At 70.3% G+C, this 16,155-nt stretch carries 15 protein-coding genes; 6 read left to right on the forward strand and 9 right to left on the reverse strand.

Annotation, left to right across the window (positions count from 1 at the left end; translation table 11 throughout):
• Positions 1-588: 588 nt before the first annotated feature.
• The gene (locus tag ACFWBW_RS08370; protein WP_385369623.1) at positions 589-1,230 is read right to left on the reverse strand and encodes a DNA-3-methyladenine glycosylase; all 642 of its coding nucleotides are present in this window, start codon (positions 1,228-1,230) and stop codon (positions 589-591) included.
• A gap of 147 nt (positions 1,231-1,377) precedes the next feature.
• Here ACFWBW_RS08370 and ACFWBW_RS08375 point away from each other — a divergent pair, with 147 nt between their 5' ends.
• From ACFWBW_RS08375 to ACFWBW_RS08385, 3 genes are all read left to right on the forward strand, one after another.
• Entirely contained in the window at positions 1,378-2,160 is a 783-nt protein-coding gene (locus ACFWBW_RS08375; protein ID WP_266909861.1) for a sporulation protein, read from the forward strand.
• Between the two features lie 68 nt (positions 2,161-2,228).
• Positions 2,229-2,762, forward strand: coding sequence for a YbhB/YbcL family Raf kinase inhibitor-like protein (locus tag ACFWBW_RS08380; RefSeq protein ID WP_385369625.1), 534 nt, complete (start codon positions 2,229-2,231; stop codon positions 2,760-2,762).
• Between the two features lie 161 nt (positions 2,763-2,923).
• A complete protein-coding gene (locus ACFWBW_RS08385; RefSeq protein ID WP_385369627.1) occupies positions 2,924-3,427 on the forward strand; it encodes an HNH endonuclease in 504 nt (167 codons plus the stop codon).
• Between the two features lie 79 nt (positions 3,428-3,506).
• Here the strand turns inward: ACFWBW_RS08385 and ACFWBW_RS08390 are convergent, their stop codons facing one another.
• The 4 genes from ACFWBW_RS08390 to ACFWBW_RS08405 form a co-directional block, all read right to left on the reverse strand.
• Complete coding sequence (locus ACFWBW_RS08390) at positions 3,507-4,277, reverse strand: sulfite exporter TauE/SafE family protein (RefSeq protein WP_385369629.1); 771 nt, start codon at positions 4,275-4,277, stop codon at positions 3,507-3,509.
• Between the two features lie 90 nt (positions 4,278-4,367).
• The gene (locus tag ACFWBW_RS08395; RefSeq protein ID WP_385369631.1) at positions 4,368-5,363 is read right to left on the reverse strand and encodes an SPFH domain-containing protein; all 996 of its coding nucleotides are present in this window, start codon (positions 5,361-5,363) and stop codon (positions 4,368-4,370) included.
• 177 nt (positions 5,364-5,540) lie between these two features.
• Positions 5,541-5,972 (reverse strand): NfeD family protein, encoded by a 432-nt coding sequence (locus ACFWBW_RS08400; protein ID WP_266909853.1) that lies wholly within the window; start codon positions 5,970-5,972, stop codon positions 5,541-5,543.
• A 59-nt stretch (positions 5,973-6,031) separates the two neighbouring features.
• Positions 6,032-6,826 (reverse strand): ABC transporter ATP-binding protein, encoded by a 795-nt coding sequence (locus ACFWBW_RS08405; protein WP_327252042.1) that lies wholly within the window; start codon positions 6,824-6,826, stop codon positions 6,032-6,034.
• A 142-nt stretch (positions 6,827-6,968) separates the two neighbouring features.
• Here ACFWBW_RS08405 and ACFWBW_RS08410 point away from each other — a divergent pair, with 142 nt between their 5' ends.
• Positions 6,969-7,748 carry a hypothetical protein gene (locus ACFWBW_RS08410; protein WP_385369633.1) on the forward strand — a complete coding sequence of 260 codons (780 nt, stop codon included), beginning with the start codon at positions 6,969-6,971 and terminating at the stop codon, positions 7,746-7,748.
• Positions 7,749-8,260: 512 nt separating this feature from the next.
• Here ACFWBW_RS08410 and ACFWBW_RS08415 read toward each other — a convergent pair.
• The 3 genes from ACFWBW_RS08415 to ACFWBW_RS08425 all read right to left on the reverse strand — a co-directional run bounded on the left by ACFWBW_RS08415 (position 8,261) and on the right by ACFWBW_RS08425 (position 10,428).
• The gene (locus tag ACFWBW_RS08415) at positions 8,261-8,506 is read right to left on the reverse strand and encodes a chaplin (RefSeq protein WP_243338617.1); all 246 of its coding nucleotides are present in this window, start codon (positions 8,504-8,506) and stop codon (positions 8,261-8,263) included.
• Between the two features lie 112 nt (positions 8,507-8,618).
• Complete coding sequence (locus ACFWBW_RS08420; protein WP_385369634.1) at positions 8,619-9,278, reverse strand: response regulator; 660 nt, start codon at positions 9,276-9,278, stop codon at positions 8,619-8,621.
• Positions 9,271-10,428: a GAF domain-containing sensor histidine kinase gene (locus tag ACFWBW_RS08425; RefSeq protein ID WP_385369636.1), complete on the reverse strand. Its 1,158-nt coding sequence runs from the start codon at positions 10,426-10,428 to the stop codon at positions 9,271-9,273. Before ACFWBW_RS08425 ends, ACFWBW_RS08420 begins: the two co-directional genes overlap by 8 nt.
• A 644-nt stretch (positions 10,429-11,072) precedes the next feature.
• On the opposite strand from ACFWBW_RS08425, the gene ACFWBW_RS08430 reads away from it, so the two are divergent.
• On the forward strand, positions 11,073-11,771 hold the full coding sequence (locus ACFWBW_RS08430) for a transglycosylase SLT domain-containing protein (RefSeq protein WP_385369638.1): 699 nt from the start codon (positions 11,073-11,075) through the stop codon (positions 11,769-11,771).
• A 108-nt stretch (positions 11,772-11,879) separates the two neighbouring features.
• On the opposite strand, the gene ACFWBW_RS08435 is transcribed toward ACFWBW_RS08430, so the two are convergent.
• The gene (locus ACFWBW_RS08435) at positions 11,880-14,426 is read right to left on the reverse strand and encodes an FHA domain-containing protein (protein ID WP_385369639.1); all 2,547 of its coding nucleotides are present in this window, start codon (positions 14,424-14,426) and stop codon (positions 11,880-11,882) included.
• 453 nt (positions 14,427-14,879) lie between these two features.
• Here ACFWBW_RS08435 and serB point away from each other — a divergent pair, with 453 nt between their 5' ends.
• The gene (serB, locus tag ACFWBW_RS08440) at positions 14,880-16,079 is read left to right on the forward strand and encodes a phosphoserine phosphatase SerB (RefSeq protein WP_385369641.1); all 1,200 of its coding nucleotides are present in this window, start codon (positions 14,880-14,882) and stop codon (positions 16,077-16,079) included.
• The last annotated feature ends 76 nt before the right edge of the window (positions 16,080-16,155 follow it).

Here is a 16,155-nt window from a genome sequence, read left to right on the forward strand (position 1 = left end):
AAGCACGCCGCCAGCGTTCGTCCTGAGCCAGGATCAAACTCTCCATGAATGTTTACCGGTAATCCGGTGCACACGCACTTAGAGCGGGACAGTCATGTCGGAATAAGACCGACCGTCCACTGCGTCCTCGCTGTGTAACTGCCTGCAAGCATCCCGGCCGAAACCGTGACCCCACAGGTCTTTTTCAAAGGAACCTCATCCACCGAAATGGACGGGGTATCAACTTTTTGGCGTTGATTTTTGGCACGCTGTTGAGTTCTCAAGGAACGGACGCTTCCTTTGTACCTGTTTCCAGGCCCTCCGGGCGCTTCCTTCGTTTCCAACTCTACCAGATCATTTCCGTTGTCGTTTCCGACTCTGGATTTGAATTCGGTGACCGTTGGAGGGTCTTTGCCTTTCGGCACTCCACCACATTAGCGCTTATCCCGTGTGGCTCATAATCGGCCGTTCGGAATCGAATTCGGACATGCCGAATAGGACCCCGCCAGGGGTAAGTCGTAGGTAGTGGGTTGGCCGCTCTGGGGGTCTGCTGATAGCAGTGCCCCGTTCAAGCGGCTCGGGCTACGTTAGGCGTCCGCCGATGCCGAGTCAAGTTGAGCGGCGGCGTGGCGCGTGGGCCCGGTACGGGCTCACCGTCGGGTCGTGGGTGATCCAGTAGCGGTACGGGTGGGCCGCGCCGGCGCCGCCCACTCCGGTGCGGGGGCCGTTGCTCAGCAGGTCCGGCGGTACGGGGGTGCCGGTCAGCAGGGACAAGGGGGAATCCGTGCCGGTGCAGAGGTCCGTGCCGTCCAGGGAGCGGTCCACGGCCAGGGCGGTGGCCAGACGGGCCGGGCCTTTGGCCAGTTCTCGATCGGTTCTGGCTGAAACTCGGCGTTTGCGGGCAAGATCCGCACCCACGGTGATCTCCCCGGCCCGGAGCAGGACTCCGCCGGCGTGGCCCGGCGGGCCGCAGACCACGTTGAGGCTGAACCACATGCCGTAGATGAAGTAGACGTACGCGTGTCCGGGTGGACCGAACATCGACGCGTTGCGCGCCGTCCGGCCGCGGTAGGCGTGGGAGCCGGGGTCGGCTTCCCCCTCGTACGCCTCCACCTCCGTGATGCGCAGTTCCAGCGGGCCGTCAGGGGTGCGGCGGACCAGGGTGCGGCCAAGGAGGTCCGGGGCCACGGTACGGACCGGGCGGTCGAAGAAGGACCGGGGCAGGGGCGTACGGTCGGGGCGCGCGCTCATCCAGTCGAGCGTAGTGGACTGCGTACTCCTGCAACCGGGGCCTAAGGTTCCGCGTTTGTAGAGGTATGCAGAGGTAGTGCCGCGCGTGGTCGCGCGGGTCTTGTCGAGCAGAACTTTTTCGCGCACGTCGTATAGGGGAGTCAGAGCATGGGGTTCAGGAAGCTGTTCGCGAGCCTGGGTGCCGGTGGTGCTTCGGTCGACACGGTCATCACCGAGCCGAACGTCGTGCCGGGCGGGATCGTCCAGGGCGAGGTCCGGATCCAGGGCGGATCCGTGGAGCAGCAGATCGAGGGGCTGTCCGTCGGGCTCCAGGCGCGCGTGGAGGTGGAGGGCAACGACCAGGAGTACAAGCAGGACGTGGTCTTCACCAAGCAGCGTCTCGGTGGTGCCTTCCAGGTGCAGGCGGGCGCCCTGCACGTGGTGCCGTTCGGCCTGGAGATCCCCTGGGAGACGCCGATCACCCACTTCGGGGGGCGTCAGCTGCCCGGGATGAACATCGGGGTCAGCACGGAGCTGGAGATCGCGCGCGCGGTGGACGCCGGCGACCTCGACGCGATCAACGTGCACCCGGTGCCGGCGCAGCAGGCGATCCTCGACGCCTTCACGCAGCTCGGCTTCTCCTTCCGCAGTGCGGACATGGAGCGCGGGCACATCCGCGGGACGCGGCAGACGCTGCCGTTCTACCAGGAGATCGAGTTCCTGCCGCCGTCGCAGTACCGGGGGCTGAACCAGGTCGAGCTGACCTTCGTCTCCGACGGGCGCGAGATGGACGTCGTCCTGGAGATGGACAAGAAGCCGGGTCTGTTCAGCGAGGGCAGCGACACCTTCCGCTGCTTCCAGGTGGGGCTGCAGTCCTACCAGGGCACGGACTGGGCGGCCTACCTGAACCAGTGGATCTCGTCGGTGGGTTCGCAGCGCAACTGGCTCTGAGCAGATCTAGGCTCGGTGCCGGTACAGGTACCGGTCAGCGTCGACTCAACCCAGCAGGAGGTTCCGCAGTGGCCGAGCAGAGCAGGGCGCCGCTCCCCCACGATTTCCATCCGGCGGTGCACGCTTTCACCGTGAGCAGTGCGGATCTGGAGCCCGGGGCCGATCTGGGGTCCGCCCAGGTGCTGGCCGGTGGGAACGTATCGCCGCACCTGCGGTGGGAGGGGTTCCCGGAGTCGACGAAGTCGTTCGCCGTGACCTGCTTCGACCCGGACGCCCCGACGGGGAGCGGGTTCTGGCACTGGGTGCTCTTCGATCTGCCGGTCTCGGTCACCGAGCTGCCGGCGGGGGCGGGCTCCGGGAAGTTCGAGGGGCTGCCCGCCGGGGCCGTGCACGTGCGCAACGACTACGGCACCCAGGACTTCGGCGGGGCTGCTCCCCCGGCCGGGGAGCGCCACCGTTACGTGTTCACCGTGTACGCGGTGGACGAGGAGAAGCTCGGTCCCGGCGCGGACGTGTCTCCGGCAGTCGTCGGGTTCAATCTGCGGTTCCACACGCTGGGGCGTGCGCAGCTCATCGGGGAGTACGAGGCTCCCGCGGGCTGAGCATTCCGCTCTTCGTTTTCCGAGCGTTAGCCCGGTCCTGGTCTAAAGACGACCAGGACCGGGCATTTTTATTGCGTTGTCCCGCGTGGCGCGCGCGACCAGAGTGGTTGCGGGCCTTGCCGCCAGGGTGGTCGCGGGCCTGCACACGGGAGGTGGGCGAGATGCGGGACACGCTGGTGCTGAACGCGAGCTTCGAGCCGCTGTCGACGGTGACGATGAACCGGGCCGTGGTCCTGGTGCTCCAGGACAAGGCCGTGGTCGAACAGGCGCATCCCGAGTTTCGTGTGCGCGCGGCCACGATGGATCTTCCGTTGCCGCGGGTGATCAGACTCTGCAGGTACGTCCGGGTGCCCTTCCGGAGACATGCTCCCTGGTCACGGAGGGGGGTGTTGATCCGGGACCAACACCGGTGCGCGTACTGCGGGAAGCGCGCGACGACCGTGGACCACGTGCTTCCGCGGGCGCAGGGCGGTGGGGACACCTGGCTGAACACGGTGGCCTCCTGCTCCGAGGACAACCACCGCAAGGCGGCCCGGACTCCGGAGGAGGCGGGGATGCCGCTCCTCCGGAAGCCCTTCGTTCCCTCGCCGGGGGACGCCATGCTGCTCGCGCTGGGGGTGGGCGGACGGGAGGCCCTGCCGGAGTGGCTGGAGCGTTCCGCGTAGGGCCGCGGATGATCGCGTAGCGCAGGCTCGTCCTGCCGGGTAGGCGGCTCCGCTGGGCGACGTACGTTTGCTACGTCGCTCAGCGGAGCAGCAGCTGGACGATCGCGATGATCCCGACGGTCACGATGACGGCGCGCAGCACGGTGGGCGGCAGGCGGCGGCCGACCTTGGCGCCGAGCTGGCCGCCGATGGTGGAGCCGACGGCGATGAGCAGGACGGCCGTCCAGTCGAACTCGGCGACGAAGAGGAAGAAGACGGCCGCGATGCCGTTCACCATCGCCGCGACGACGTTCTTCACCGCGTTGATCCGCTGGAGGTCCTCGCGGAGCAGCAGGCCCATGAGGCCGAGGTAGAGCACGCCTTGGGCGGCGCCGAAGTAGCCCCCGTACGCGCTCGAGAGCAGCATGCCCGACAGCAGCAGCGGGCCGCCGTCGGGGTGGCCGGTGTCTCCGCCCGCTGCGTCCTGGCGCTTGCGCAGGGCGGCGGCGAGCCGGGGCTGGAAGACGACGAGGACGAGGGCCAGGCCGATCAGGACCGGCACGATCGTGTCGAAGGAGTCCGACGGCAGGGTGAGGAGCAGGATCGCGCCGGCGAGTCCGCCGACGAGGGAGACGGCGCCGAGCCGGATGATGCGGGCGCGCTGGCCCTGGAGCTCCTTGCGGTAGCCGATGGCTCCGCTGATGGAACCGGGCACGAGGCCGAGGGTGTTGGAGACGTTGGCCGTGACCGGCGGCAGGCCGGTGGCCAGCAGCACCGGGAAGGTGATCAGGGTGCCGGAACCGACGATGGTGTTGATGGTGCCGGCGCCGATGCCGGCCGCGAAGACCGCGAGTGATTCCCAGATGGACATGGGCGGGGTCGTCCCCTTTGCATGAGTGAGTCGCCTCCCCGCCGTGAAGGTCGGGGGGCCTCACTGATCATGCCGGAGGGGACGGCGCCTTCAGTCGATGGGGGGCTGCTCGCGGCGTTCCGCGGCGTCCTTGTCGCGGGCGGCGGGGATCCCGCCGCCGGCGCCGCCGTCCTTACCGACGTTCTGCGGGTTGAAGCCGGAGGCGGCGCCCATCGGGCCGAAGTTGCCCATCGCTCCGGAGAGGCCCTTGAGGGCGTCGCCGATCTCGCTCGGGACGATCCAGAGCTTGTTGGCGTCGCCTTCGGCGAGCTTCGGGAGCATCTGGAGGTACTGGTAGGCGAGCAGCTTCTGGTCTGCGTCGCCGGCGTGGATGGACTCGAAGACCGTACGGATGGCCTGCGCCTCGCCCTCGGCGCGCAGGGCCGCGGCCTTGGCGTCACCTTCTGCGCGCAGGATGGAGGACTGCTTCTCGCCCTCGGCGCGCAGGATCTCGGACTGGCGGACGCCCTCGGCCTGGAGGATCGCGGCGCGCTTGTCGCGGTCGGCGCGCATCTGCTTCTCCATCGAGTCCTGGATGGAGGTCGGCGGCTCGATGGCCTTCAGCTCGACGCGGTTGACGCGGATGCCCCACTTGCCGGTGGCCTCGTCGAGGACTCCGCGCAGGGCCGCGTTGATCTCCTCGCGGGAGGTCAGGGTCCGCTCCAGGTCCATGCCGCCGATGATGTTCCGGAGGGTGGTGACGGTGAGCTGCTCGATGGCCTGGATGTAGCTGGCCACCTCGTACGTCGCGGCGCGGGCGTCGGTCACCTGGTAGTAGATGACCGTGTCGATGTTGACGACGAGGTTGTCCTGGGTGATGACGGGCTGCGGCGGGAAGGGGACGACCTGCTCGCGGAGGTCGATCCGGTTGCGGATCGAGTCGATGAACGGGACGACGATGTTGAGGCCCGCGTTGAGGGTGCGGGTGTAGCGGCCGAATCGCTCGACGATGGCGGCGCTGGCCTGCGGGATCACCTGGATCGTCTTGACCAGTGCGATGAAGACCAGAACCACCAGAATGATCAGAACGATGATGATCGGTTGCATGCGGTTCCCCGTGCCCTTCCGGCTGTCTGTGCTGCCCCGTTCAGCGGAGTCTCGCAGACCCCGGGGCCGCGGGTCGGCTGCTTGCCCACATGTGCTTGCACACAGGCGAGTTGCTCACGTGCTGGTTCGTTCACGTGCTGGTTCGTTCACGTGCTGCTTCGTTCACGTGCCGGTTCGTCACATGACGACGGCGGTCGCCCCGTCGATCTCCACGACGTCCACGGACTGGCCCGGCTCGAAGGTGATGTCCGCATCGAGGGAGCGCGCCGACCAGATCTCCCCCGCGAGCTTGATCCGGCCGCCGCCGCCCGCGTCCACGCGTTCCAGGACCACGGCGCTGCGGCCCCTCAACGCGTCGATTCCGCTGCGGTGTTGGGGTTTCTGGTTGCGGTGCCGGTTCGCGATCGGGCGGACGACCGCGATGAGCGCGACCGACACGGCCACGAAGACCAGGACTTGGGCGACCACTCCCCCGCCGAGGGCCGCCGTCACGGCGGCCGCCACCGCTCCGGCGGCGAACATGCCGAACTCGGGCATCGCGGTCAGGACCAGGGGTATGCCCAGTCCGACCGCGCCGATGAGCCACCACACCCACGCGTCGATGTCCACATGGTCATGGTAGGTCGGGTGGGCGCGGTCCGGACAGGGTGCGGGGGGCCCGGCCCGAACTACCGCAGGGGCAGGCCCTGGGCGGTCCAGCGGTCGCTGTCGTTGCGCTCGACGACGAGCGGCAGGCCGAAGCAGAGGGAGAGGTTGCGGGAGGTCAGTTCGAGGTCGATGGGTCCGGCCGCGACCACCTTGCCCTGACGGATCATCAGGACGTGGGTGAAGCCGGGGGCGATCTCCTCGACGTGGTGTGTGACCATGATCATCGACGGGGCGAGCGGATCGCGGGCGAGCCGGCCGAGGCGTCGTACGAGGTCCTCGCGGCCGCCGAGGTCGAGGCCGGCGGCGGGCTCGTCGAGCAGCAGCAGCTCAGGGTCGGTCATCAGCGCGCGGGCGATCAGGGTGCGCTTGCGCTCGCCCTCGGAGAGGGTGCCGAACTTCCGGTCGAGGTAGGGCGTCATGCCGAGGCGGTCGAGGAAGGCGCGGGCGCGCTGCTCGTCGATCTCCTCGTACTCCTCCTGCCAGGTGGCCGTCATGCCGTACGCGGCGGTGAGGACGGTCTCCAGGACGGTCTGGCGCCTGGGCAGCTTGTCGGCCATCGCGATGCCGGCCATGCCGATGCGGGGGCGCAGCTCGAAGACGTCCACCTTGCCGAGGGTGCTGCCGAGGATGGTGGCGGAACCCTTGGTGGGGAAGAGGTAGCTGGAGGCGAGGTTCAGCAGCGTGGTCTTGCCGGCACCGTTGGGGCCGAGGATCACCCAGCGCTCCCCCTCCTTGACCGACCAGGAGACCTGGTCCACCAGAGCCCGGCCCTCGCGGACCACGGATACGTCCACCAGCTCCAGAACATCGCTCATGAGCGTGTTGTCTCCCCTTGCAGTCTTGGTTCGTCTGTGCGCCGCCCCGTCCGTGGGCGCAGCCCCAGGGGAAAACCTACGCCACTCGGGGAGGGCTCCGGGCGCGGGCCCGGGTCCGGGGGGCCGTCCGTAAAGTAGGGGGATGCTTTTCGAACCGCGTTCCGGGCGGCTGGCCGCCTGGGGGAACGCTCTGCTGGCCGGTCTCGTCTCGCCCGACGAGGCCGTGTTGTCGATCGTGGGCGAGGACTCCGTGCACCGGGTGGAGGGACTGCCCGGGGAGGCCGGCCCGGTGGGGCTCACCCTGGCGCTGGGCCGGTTGCGGGTGCTGGGGGTGACCGGGCTGCGGATCGCGCTCCCGGCGCCCGGGCACCCGCTGGGGCTGAGCGGGCCGCCGGAGTTCAACGCGAGGGCGCTGGACGCGGAGGAGGCCGTCGTCGCGGTGGGCGCGGCCGTCGGGCTGGTGCCGGAGGTCCACGAGGCCGGGCCCGCGGGTGATGTGCACGTGTCGGTGACCTGGCACTGCCTGCCGGTACGGGAGGCCCCGCCGGCGGACGTGCCGTCGCTGAGCGAGGCGGAGCGGGAACTGGCGGAGGCGCTGATAGAGGCCACGGTGGTGCTGACCCGGCTGGACGTGGCGGGATCCGGACCGGTCGCGGAGGCGGCGCTGTCCGCGTACCGGGCGCGGACGGAGGCCGGGCGGGACGCGCTGGCGCCGGGATATCCGCCGCGGGCGGTACGGGTCCTCTCGCTGGCGCAGCGGGTGGACCTGATGGTGTCGCTGGCGACCGAGCGGGGGCACGGGGCGGCGGTGGCCGCGTCGGAGATGGCCGCGCGGGCGGAGGCCTTGCGGCCCGTGGAGCGGGTCGCTCGGCGGGCGCTGGTCGCGGCGTACAACTCGGCCGTTGAGGAGCGGTTGCGCTAGCCGCTCGGTGCGGGGCGTGGGTGCGGCGCCGCCCCGCGAGCGTCCCCGGCTGCGCCGGGGCTTCCGGGGCGCCGCCCCGGACCCCGCGCCTCAAACGCCGGCGGGGCTGATCTTGCCCGGCTGCGCCAGGAAGCCGCCCCTGCACGGGCGGGCGTGCCCAGCCGCCCGAGGCTGCGGGGCCGAGAGCGCCCCTCGCGGCTACGCGGGTCCGGCTGTCCCTCAGGTCGGAGGCCGGCGGGGCGGGGGCGAAGCCTGCCGAGCGGTGCCGGTGCCGCGTCGGGAATGGCATCGGGCCCGCTTCCCAGGGAGAGGGGGGAAGCGGGGCCGAGGTTCCCGGCCGCTGCGCGGGCCCCGCGGCTACGCGAGCCCGGCTGCGCCGCCGGTCGGAGGCCGGCGCAGCGGGGCGAAGCCTGCGGAGCAGTGTGAGCGCCGCGTTGAAAAGGCGTGCGGTGCGAGCGCCGCGTTGAAAAGGCGTGCAGTGCGAGCACCGCGTCAAGAGGGGTGGTGCGGGGTCAGTTGTTGACGCCCGTGTTGCCCCAGGCGCCGTTGAGCAGGCCGATCACGTTGACCGAGTTGCCCACCACGTTCGCGGGGATGTGGACGGGGAGCTGGAGCTGGTTCCCCGCGGCCACGCCGGGCGAGTTCAGGGCCTCGCCCTCCGCCGACGCACCGCCGTGCGCCGACGAGACACCCGCGCCGGCGGCGAGGAGGCCGCCCGCGATCATGGTGACGGCGGTGGCCTTCTTGAAGTTCTTCACGTTCTCGTCCTCCAGTACGTCTGCCGCGGCCAGCCGCCGCGGCACGTCATGAAGAACGCTCATCCGACGAACGGGATGCGCCATGTGGGCTACATGCACCCGACCGGATGAATCACTGTGCGAGTCCGTGTCTGACCGCCCACAGCGCCGCCTGCGTACGGTCCGCGAGGTCCAGCTTCATCAGGATGTTCGAGACGTGCGTCTTCACCGTCTTCTCCGACAGGACGAGCGCGCGGGCGATCTCCCGGTTCGAGCGCCCGTCCGCTATGTGGAGCAGCACCTCGCGCTCGCGGTCCGTCAGGTTGCCGCCACGGCCGGATGACGGGCCGGGGGCCTCCTCGGCGAGCAGGGCTCCGGCGACCTCCGGCTGGAGGAGGACGTGGCCCGCGTGCACCGAGCGGATGGCGGCGGCGAGGGCGTCGGGGTCGATGTCCTTGTACACGTAGCCGGCCGCGCCCGCACGCAGCGCGGGCACCACCGTGCGCTGCTCGGTGAAGCTGGTGACGATCAGCACGCGCGCGGGGTTCTCCAGCGTGCGCAGCCTGCGCAGTGCCTCGATGCCGTCGGTGCCCGGCATCTTGATGTCCATCAGGATGACGTCGGGGCAAAGCTCCTCGGCCCGGGCGATGCCCTCCTCGCCGTCGGCTGCCTCGCCGACCACCTCGATGTCGTCCTGGACCTCCAGGAAGGTGCGCAGGCCCCGCCGGACCACCTGGTGGTCGTCCACGAGCAACACCCTGACGCGGCCGCTACGGCCCGGCGTGTCAGCCACCGGGTACCTCCAGTTCGATCGTGGTGCCGGTGCCGGGCTCGGAGCGCACGGTGAGGTGGCCGCCGACGCCCGCGGCCCGGTCCCGCATGGAGACGAGGCCGAGGTGGCGGCCCGCCCGGCGGACGGTGGGAGGGGAGAAGCCGGTTCCGTCGTCGGTCACCCGGAGCAGGGCTCCCCCTGTCTCCCGGCGGGTCAGGGTGACGTCGATCCGGTCGCCCGCCGAGTGGCGCAGGGCGTTGTGCAGGGCCTCCTGGGCCACGCGCAGGACCGCTTCCTCCTGGGCCGCGGGCAGGGCCCGTACGCCGTCGCAGGTGAAGGTGACGTGTGCGGTGTGGGCCCGGTCCAGGACGCGGACCTGGTTGCGGAGGGTGGCGATGAGGCCGTCCTCGTCGAGGGCTGCGGGGCGGAGCTCGGTGACGGCCGCGCGCAGTTCGTCGGCGGCCTCGGCCGCGAGGACGGCGACCTGCTGGAGCTCCTCCTTGGCGCGGGCCGGGTCGCGGTCCACCAGGGCGGCGGCGGCCTGAGCTGTCAGGCGGAGCGAGAAGAGCTTCTGGCTGACCGCGTCGTGCAGCTCGTGGGCCAGGCGGGAGCGCTCCTCGGCGATGGTCAGCTCGCGGCTGCGCTCGTAGAGGCGGGCGTTGGTGAGGGCGATCGCCGCGTGCTGGGCGAGGAGGGAGAGGAGCTCCTCGTCCTCGTCGGTGAAGCCCCGCTTGCCGCCCGGGACGCTCCGCTTGTTCGCGAGGAAGAGGGCGCCGAGGGTCTCCTCGCCGTCCCGGACGGGCAGCCCGAGGAAGTCGGACATGTCGGGGTGGGCGGCGGGCCAGCCCTCGAAGCGGGGGTCCTCGCGCACGTCGGCCAGCCGCTCGGGGCCGTTCTGGTGGAGCATCGCGGCGAGGATGCCGTGCTGGCGGGGCAGGGGGCCGATCGCCCGCCACCGTTCCTCGCTGATGCCGTCCACGACGAACTGGGCGAAGCCGCCGTGGTCGTCCGGGACGCCCAGGGCCGCGTACTCGGCGTCGAGCAGCTCGCGGGCCGAGGCGACGATCGTGCGCAGCACGTCGCGGACCTCCAGCGGGCGGCTCATGGCGAGCAGCGCGGTGCTCACGGCGGCCAGGCCGCCGGCGCGGGGGCCTCGGGGTCCGGAGTGCATGGCCTCACGGTACTCGCGGCTCCCCGGCGGGCGGATCGGGCCGTGGGCGTAGGCCTCGCGCGGGCGGCGGCCGGGGGCGGCTCCCGGGCGGCCGGTGGGCGGGGCGGGGTCCGGCCGGGGTGGAGCGGGGAGGGCGCTCGGGGGTACGGGAGAAGGGTCCGTATATAAGGGACATTCCGCCGGGCCCTGCGGCCCGGGCCCCCGTCGGGCGGAGGCCTGCCGGCGCCGTCGGACAAGGCCTCCTACTACGCGGGTACCGCCCCGCTGTAGCGAAACTGTGCCTCTGGCATGAGTTCCCGGACGCTCTTCTGCTACTCAAGGATGAGAACGGTCACTGAGCGGATTGCTTGAGCAACGGTTGGTGAGATTGATACGTGCCCGATGTGAGCCCGCACATAGGACGCACATCACTTACGAAGCTCCCTAGTGGACGAATAAGAGCGCTGTTAGCGCTGGCTCGCGTGGTCCGGGCCCTGAATTCGGGGCTCGGCTCCGGCCCCTGATCCACTAAGCGGGATCGTACGTCACACCTTTGCCACAGGATTTTGCCGCCGCTAAGAATTGCTCTCGCCGCACAGCGCCGCGGATCTCGGATCCGGCAGGCGCTTTCCTGCGGCCCCCGCTATTCGAAGAGGTTGCTACGCATGACCGAGACCAGCACTCCCGGCCACAGTCGTCGTCTGACGATGACGAAGGCGCACAAGCTTTCCATCGCCGGTGTAGCCACCCTGGGCGCCGCCGCCCTCGCCTTCTCCCTCGTACCGGCCAACGCCGCCGAGACGCAGACGGCCGTCGCCGCTGCTCCCGTCGCCTGGTCCAAGGTCGTCGACGGTGCGCAGGCGCAGGCCGTGCAGCAGCACCTCACCGTTCAGCAGGTCGTCGCGGACCAGCAGGCCAAGGTCGCGAAGGACGCCAAGGCCGCCAAGGACGCGGCCGCCAAGGCCAAGGCCGAGGCGGACGCGAAGAAGGACCGCGAGAAGAAGGCGGCCGCCAGCCGCTCCGCGAACCGCGCGCCGGTCTTCGCGAACAACCTGGACGGCTGGATCAAGGAAGCCCTCTTCATCATGAAGAAGGAGGGCATTCCGGGCACCTACGCCGGGATCCACAAGAACATCATGCGCGAGTCCAGCGGCAACCCGCTGGCGATCAACAACTGGGACATCAACGCCCAGAACGGCATCCCCAGCAAGGGTCTGCTCCAGGTCATCGCCCCGACCTTCAAGGCGTACCACGTCAAGGGCACCAAGTTCGACCAGTACGACCCGGTCGCCAACATCGTCGCGGCCTGCAACTACGCGGCCGACCGCTACGGCTCCATGGACAACGTCAACAGCGCCTACTAGGCCTCTGGCGGCATCCCCAGCCCCCCATGCGCCTCAGGGCGGCCCCGGTGTTCCGGAGCCGCCCTGAGGCGTTCGTGCGTGCCCGCGTGCGTACGCGGAACCCTGCGCCTACTTGCCCGCGCGCATGACCTCGGGCTCGTGGCGGCGCAGCAGGCGCTGCACGGCGAAGCCGCACGCGACGCCGATGAGCAGCAGGATCGTGATGTTCAGGCCCCACTGTCCGGCCGTGGCGTCCCAGAGCGGGTCGGTGTTGGTCGGGTTGTCCTGGTCCCACGGCGGCATGAGCACGCCGAGGTTCAGCGTGGTGCCGGCGGCGGCGATGGCCCAGCGGGACGGCATCAGCCAGGCGAACTGCTCCAGGCCCGGAGAGTCGTAGACCTGGAAGAGGATGCCGGTGAAGACGACCTGGACGATCGCGAACATGACGAGCAGCGGCATGGTCTTCTCGGCTGTCTTCACCAGCGAGGAGATCACCAGGCCGAACATCATGGAGGTGAAGCCGAGCGCGATGACCGACAGGCAGATCTCCACGGCCGGCGGCATCAGCAGACCCTCGGCGGGCAGGTCGCGCGGGTAGAAGCCGATCGCGCAGATGATCACGCCCTGGATGGCGGTGATGAACCCGAGGACGATCACCTTCGACGCGAGGTACGCGGACCGGGACAGGCCGGTCGCGCGCTCGCGCTCGTAGATCACTCGTTCCTTGATCAGCTCACGGACCGAGTTGGCGGCGCCGGAGAAGCACATGCCGACCGCGAGGATCAGCATGATCGTGCCGGCGTCGCCGTTGAAGCGGGACGGCGCCACGGGCGGCGCGAGTCCGAACTTCGCGGGGATGACCACGGAGACCACGCCGAGGACCGCCGGGAGGATCAGCATCAGCCCGATGAAGCCCTTGTCGGACGCGATGACCGACATGTAGCGGCGCATCAGCGTCCAGAGCTGGGAGCCCCAGCCCTGCGGCTTCGGCGGCCGGGTCTGCTGCACGGCGGGCTGCACCGACTGCGGGGCGACCGCGTCGATGTCGGCGGCGTAGAGCTGGTAGTGCTGCGAGCCCTTCCAGCGGCCGGCCCAGTCGTAGTCGCGGTAGCTCTCGAAGGCGGAGAACACGTCGGCCCAGGTGGTGTAGCCGAAGAAGTTCAGCGCCTCGTCCGGCGGGCCGAAGTACGCGACCGAGCCGCCCGGGGCCATGACCAGCAGCTTGTCGCAGATCGCCAGCTCGGCGACCGAGTGCGTGACGACGAGGACCGTGCGGCCGTCGTCGGCGAGGCCGCGCAGCAGCTGCATGACATCGCGGTCCATGCCCGGGTCCAGACCCGAGGTGGGCTCGTCCAGGAAGATCAGCGACGGCTTGGTCAGCAGCTCCAGGGCCACGGACACGCGCTTGCGCTGGCCGCCCGAGAGCGAGGTGATCTTCTTGTCCTTGTGGATGTCGAGCTTGAGCTCGCGCAGCACCTCGTTGATGCGGGCGGCGCGCTCGGACTCGGCGGTGTCGCCCGGGAAGCGGAGCTTGGCCGCGTACTTCAGGGCGGTGCTGACCTTCAGTTCCTTGTGCAGGATGTCGTCCTGCGGGACCAGGCCGATGCGCTGGCGGAGCTCCGCGAACTGCTTGTACAGGTTGCGGTTGTCGTAGAGGACGTCGCCCTCGTTGGCCGGGCGGTAGCCGGTCAGCGCCTTGAGGAGCGTCGACTTGCCGGAGCCCGAGGGGCCGATGACGCCGATCAGCGACTTCTCCGGGACGCCGAAGGTGACGTCCTTGAGGATCTGCTTGCCGCCGTCGACCGTGACCGTGAGGTGGCGGGCCGAGAAGGAGACGTCACCGGTGTCGACGAACTCCTCGAGGCGGTCGCCGACGATCCGGAAGGTCGAGTGGCCGACGCCGACGATGTCGTTCGGGCCGAGCAGCGCGGTGCCCGACTTCGCCAGCGGCTGGCCGTTGACGTAGGTGCCGTTGTGGCTGCCGAGGTCGCGGATCTCGAAGCGGCCGCCCGGCATCGAGTGGAACTCCGCGTGATGGCGCGAGACCTGGAGGTCCGAGACCACCAGCTCGTTCTCCAGCGCACGGCCGATGCGCATGACGTGGCCCAGCGCGAGCTGGTGGAACGTCGTCGGGCTGCGGTGGTCGCCGTAGCCCGGAGTACCGCCGCCGCCCGGCTGCTGCTGGTGCGGCTGGTGCTGCTGCTGCGGGAAGGGTTGTGCCTGGTGCGGCTGCTGGGCCTGCTGGGCCTGCTGCTGCGGGAACGGCGGGGCCTGCTGGACCTGCTGTTCCCAGGGCTGCTGCGGTGCCTGCTGCTGCGGCTGTGCTTGCTGCGCGTACGCCTGCTGCGGGGCGGCCTGCTGCGGCGCCGGGGCGGCCGCGGCCGCACCCGCGACGGGATTCAGTCGCGGCCCGTCGGTGGCGTTGCCCAGGTGCACCGGCGTACCGGGTACGAGCTCGGCCTGCTGGACCCTGGCCCCGTGCACGTACGTGCCGTTGGTGCTGCCGTGGTCCTCGATTCCCCAACCTCGCCCGTTCCAGGTGATGGTGGCGTGCCGCCACGACACCCGGGCGTCATCGATCACCACGTCTCCCTGGGGGTCGCGCCCCAGCGAGTACGACCTGGACGGATCGAGCGTCCAGGTCCTTCCATTCAATTCCAGTACGAGTTCCGGCACTCCAGCCCCACTTAAGTCCCCCGAGAATCCCCCATGACGTCAGGGAGTCTAGGGATGGCGAACATCCGGGGGAACTATTTCAGGCGCACGGCCACAAGGGGAATCCGGGCCACGTGGCGGCGTCCCGCGAGGCCCGCCGAGGGGGTCGAAAGCGCCGCGGAAGGTGCGTTTCGGGGCGCTTCGGCAGCCCCCGGATCGGCCGGGGCATCTCTTCGGCCCGCCGCGCGGGCTCGTTCCCGGCCCTCGCCCTCCCGATCCCGCGCGTGGCCCCCGTCCGTCCGGCTCACCCCGTCGCCGGATCTCCACGCGCCCGCTCCCGAGCCCGCCCATGGCCATCGCACGACCTCCACACGTCCACCGGGTGGCCCCCGCACGTCCGTACGGAGCGAAACGGTTCCGCCAGGTGGGACGGGGCTCCGTGGGCGCGGGCCGGGGAGATACGGTGAAGGCACCATGAGCGCTTCGCAGACCTCCGACGTCCCCACCCTCCTCGTCAAGATCTTCGGCAAGGACCGTCCCGGGATCACCGCCGGGCTGTTCGACACCCTCGCCGCCTACTCCGTCGACGTCGTCGACATCGAGCAGGTCGTCACCCGGGGCCGCATCGTCCTGTGCGCCCTCGTCACCCACCCGACCGCCGGCACCGAGGGCGAGCTGCGGGCCACCGTCCACAGCTGGGCCGAGTCCCTCAAGCTGCAGGCCGAGATCCTCTCCGGCACCGGTGACAACCGGCCGCGCGGCAGTGGCCGTTCGCACGTCACCGTGCTCGGACATCCGCTCACCGCCGAGTCCACGGCCGCCATCGCCGCGCGGATCACCGCGACCGGCGGCAACATCGACCGCATCTTCCGGCTCGCGAAGTATCCGGTGACGGCCGTGGAGTTCGCCGTCTCCGGCACCGCGACCGAGCCGCTGCGCACCGCGCTGGCCACCGCCGCCGCGCAGATCGGCGTCGACGTGGCCGTGGTCTCGGCCGGGTTGCACCGGCGGGCCCAGCGCCTCGTCGTCATGGACGTGGACTCGACCCTGATCCAGGACGAGGTCATCGAGCTGTTCGCCGCGCACGCCGGCTGTGAGGCCGAGGTCGCCGAGGTGACCGAGCGGGCCATGCGCGGGGAGCTGGACTTCGAGCAGTCGCTGCACGCCCGGGTCGCGCTGCTGGCCGGACTGGACGCCTCCGTGGTGGACAAGGTCCGCTCCGAGGTGCGCCTCACCCCGGGCGCCCGGACGCTGATCCGCACCCTCAAGCGGCTCGGGTACCAGGTGGGTGTGGTCTCCGGCGGGTTCACGCAGGTGACGGACGACCTGAAGGAGCAGCTCGGGCTGGACTTCGCCTCGGCCAACACCCTGGAGATCATCGACGGCAAGCTGACGGGCAGGGTCACCGGCGAGATCGTGGACCGGGCCGGCAAGGCCCGGCTGCTGCGCCGCTTCGCTTCGGAGGCCGGCGTACCGCTGGCCCAGACGGTGGCCATCGGTGACGGTGCCAACGACCTGGACATGCTGAACGCGGCCGGGCTGGGCGTGGCCTTCTGTGCCAAGCCGGTGGTCCGCCAGGCCGCGGACACCGCGGTGAACGTGCCCTTCCTGGACGCCGTGCTGTACCTGCTCGGAATCACCCGCGAAGAGGTCGAGGCCGCCGACCTGGCGTGACGGTCACGGCTGAACCACGGCGCCCCGACGACTACGACGGAGCGGGGGCCGCGATAGTGGGTAGGGCATGGGGGCT

The sequence above is a fragment of the Streptomyces sp. NPDC059957 genome, from assembly GCF_042730015.1.
Taxonomy (GTDB): Bacteria; Actinomycetota; Actinomycetes; order Streptomycetales; family Streptomycetaceae; genus Streptomyces.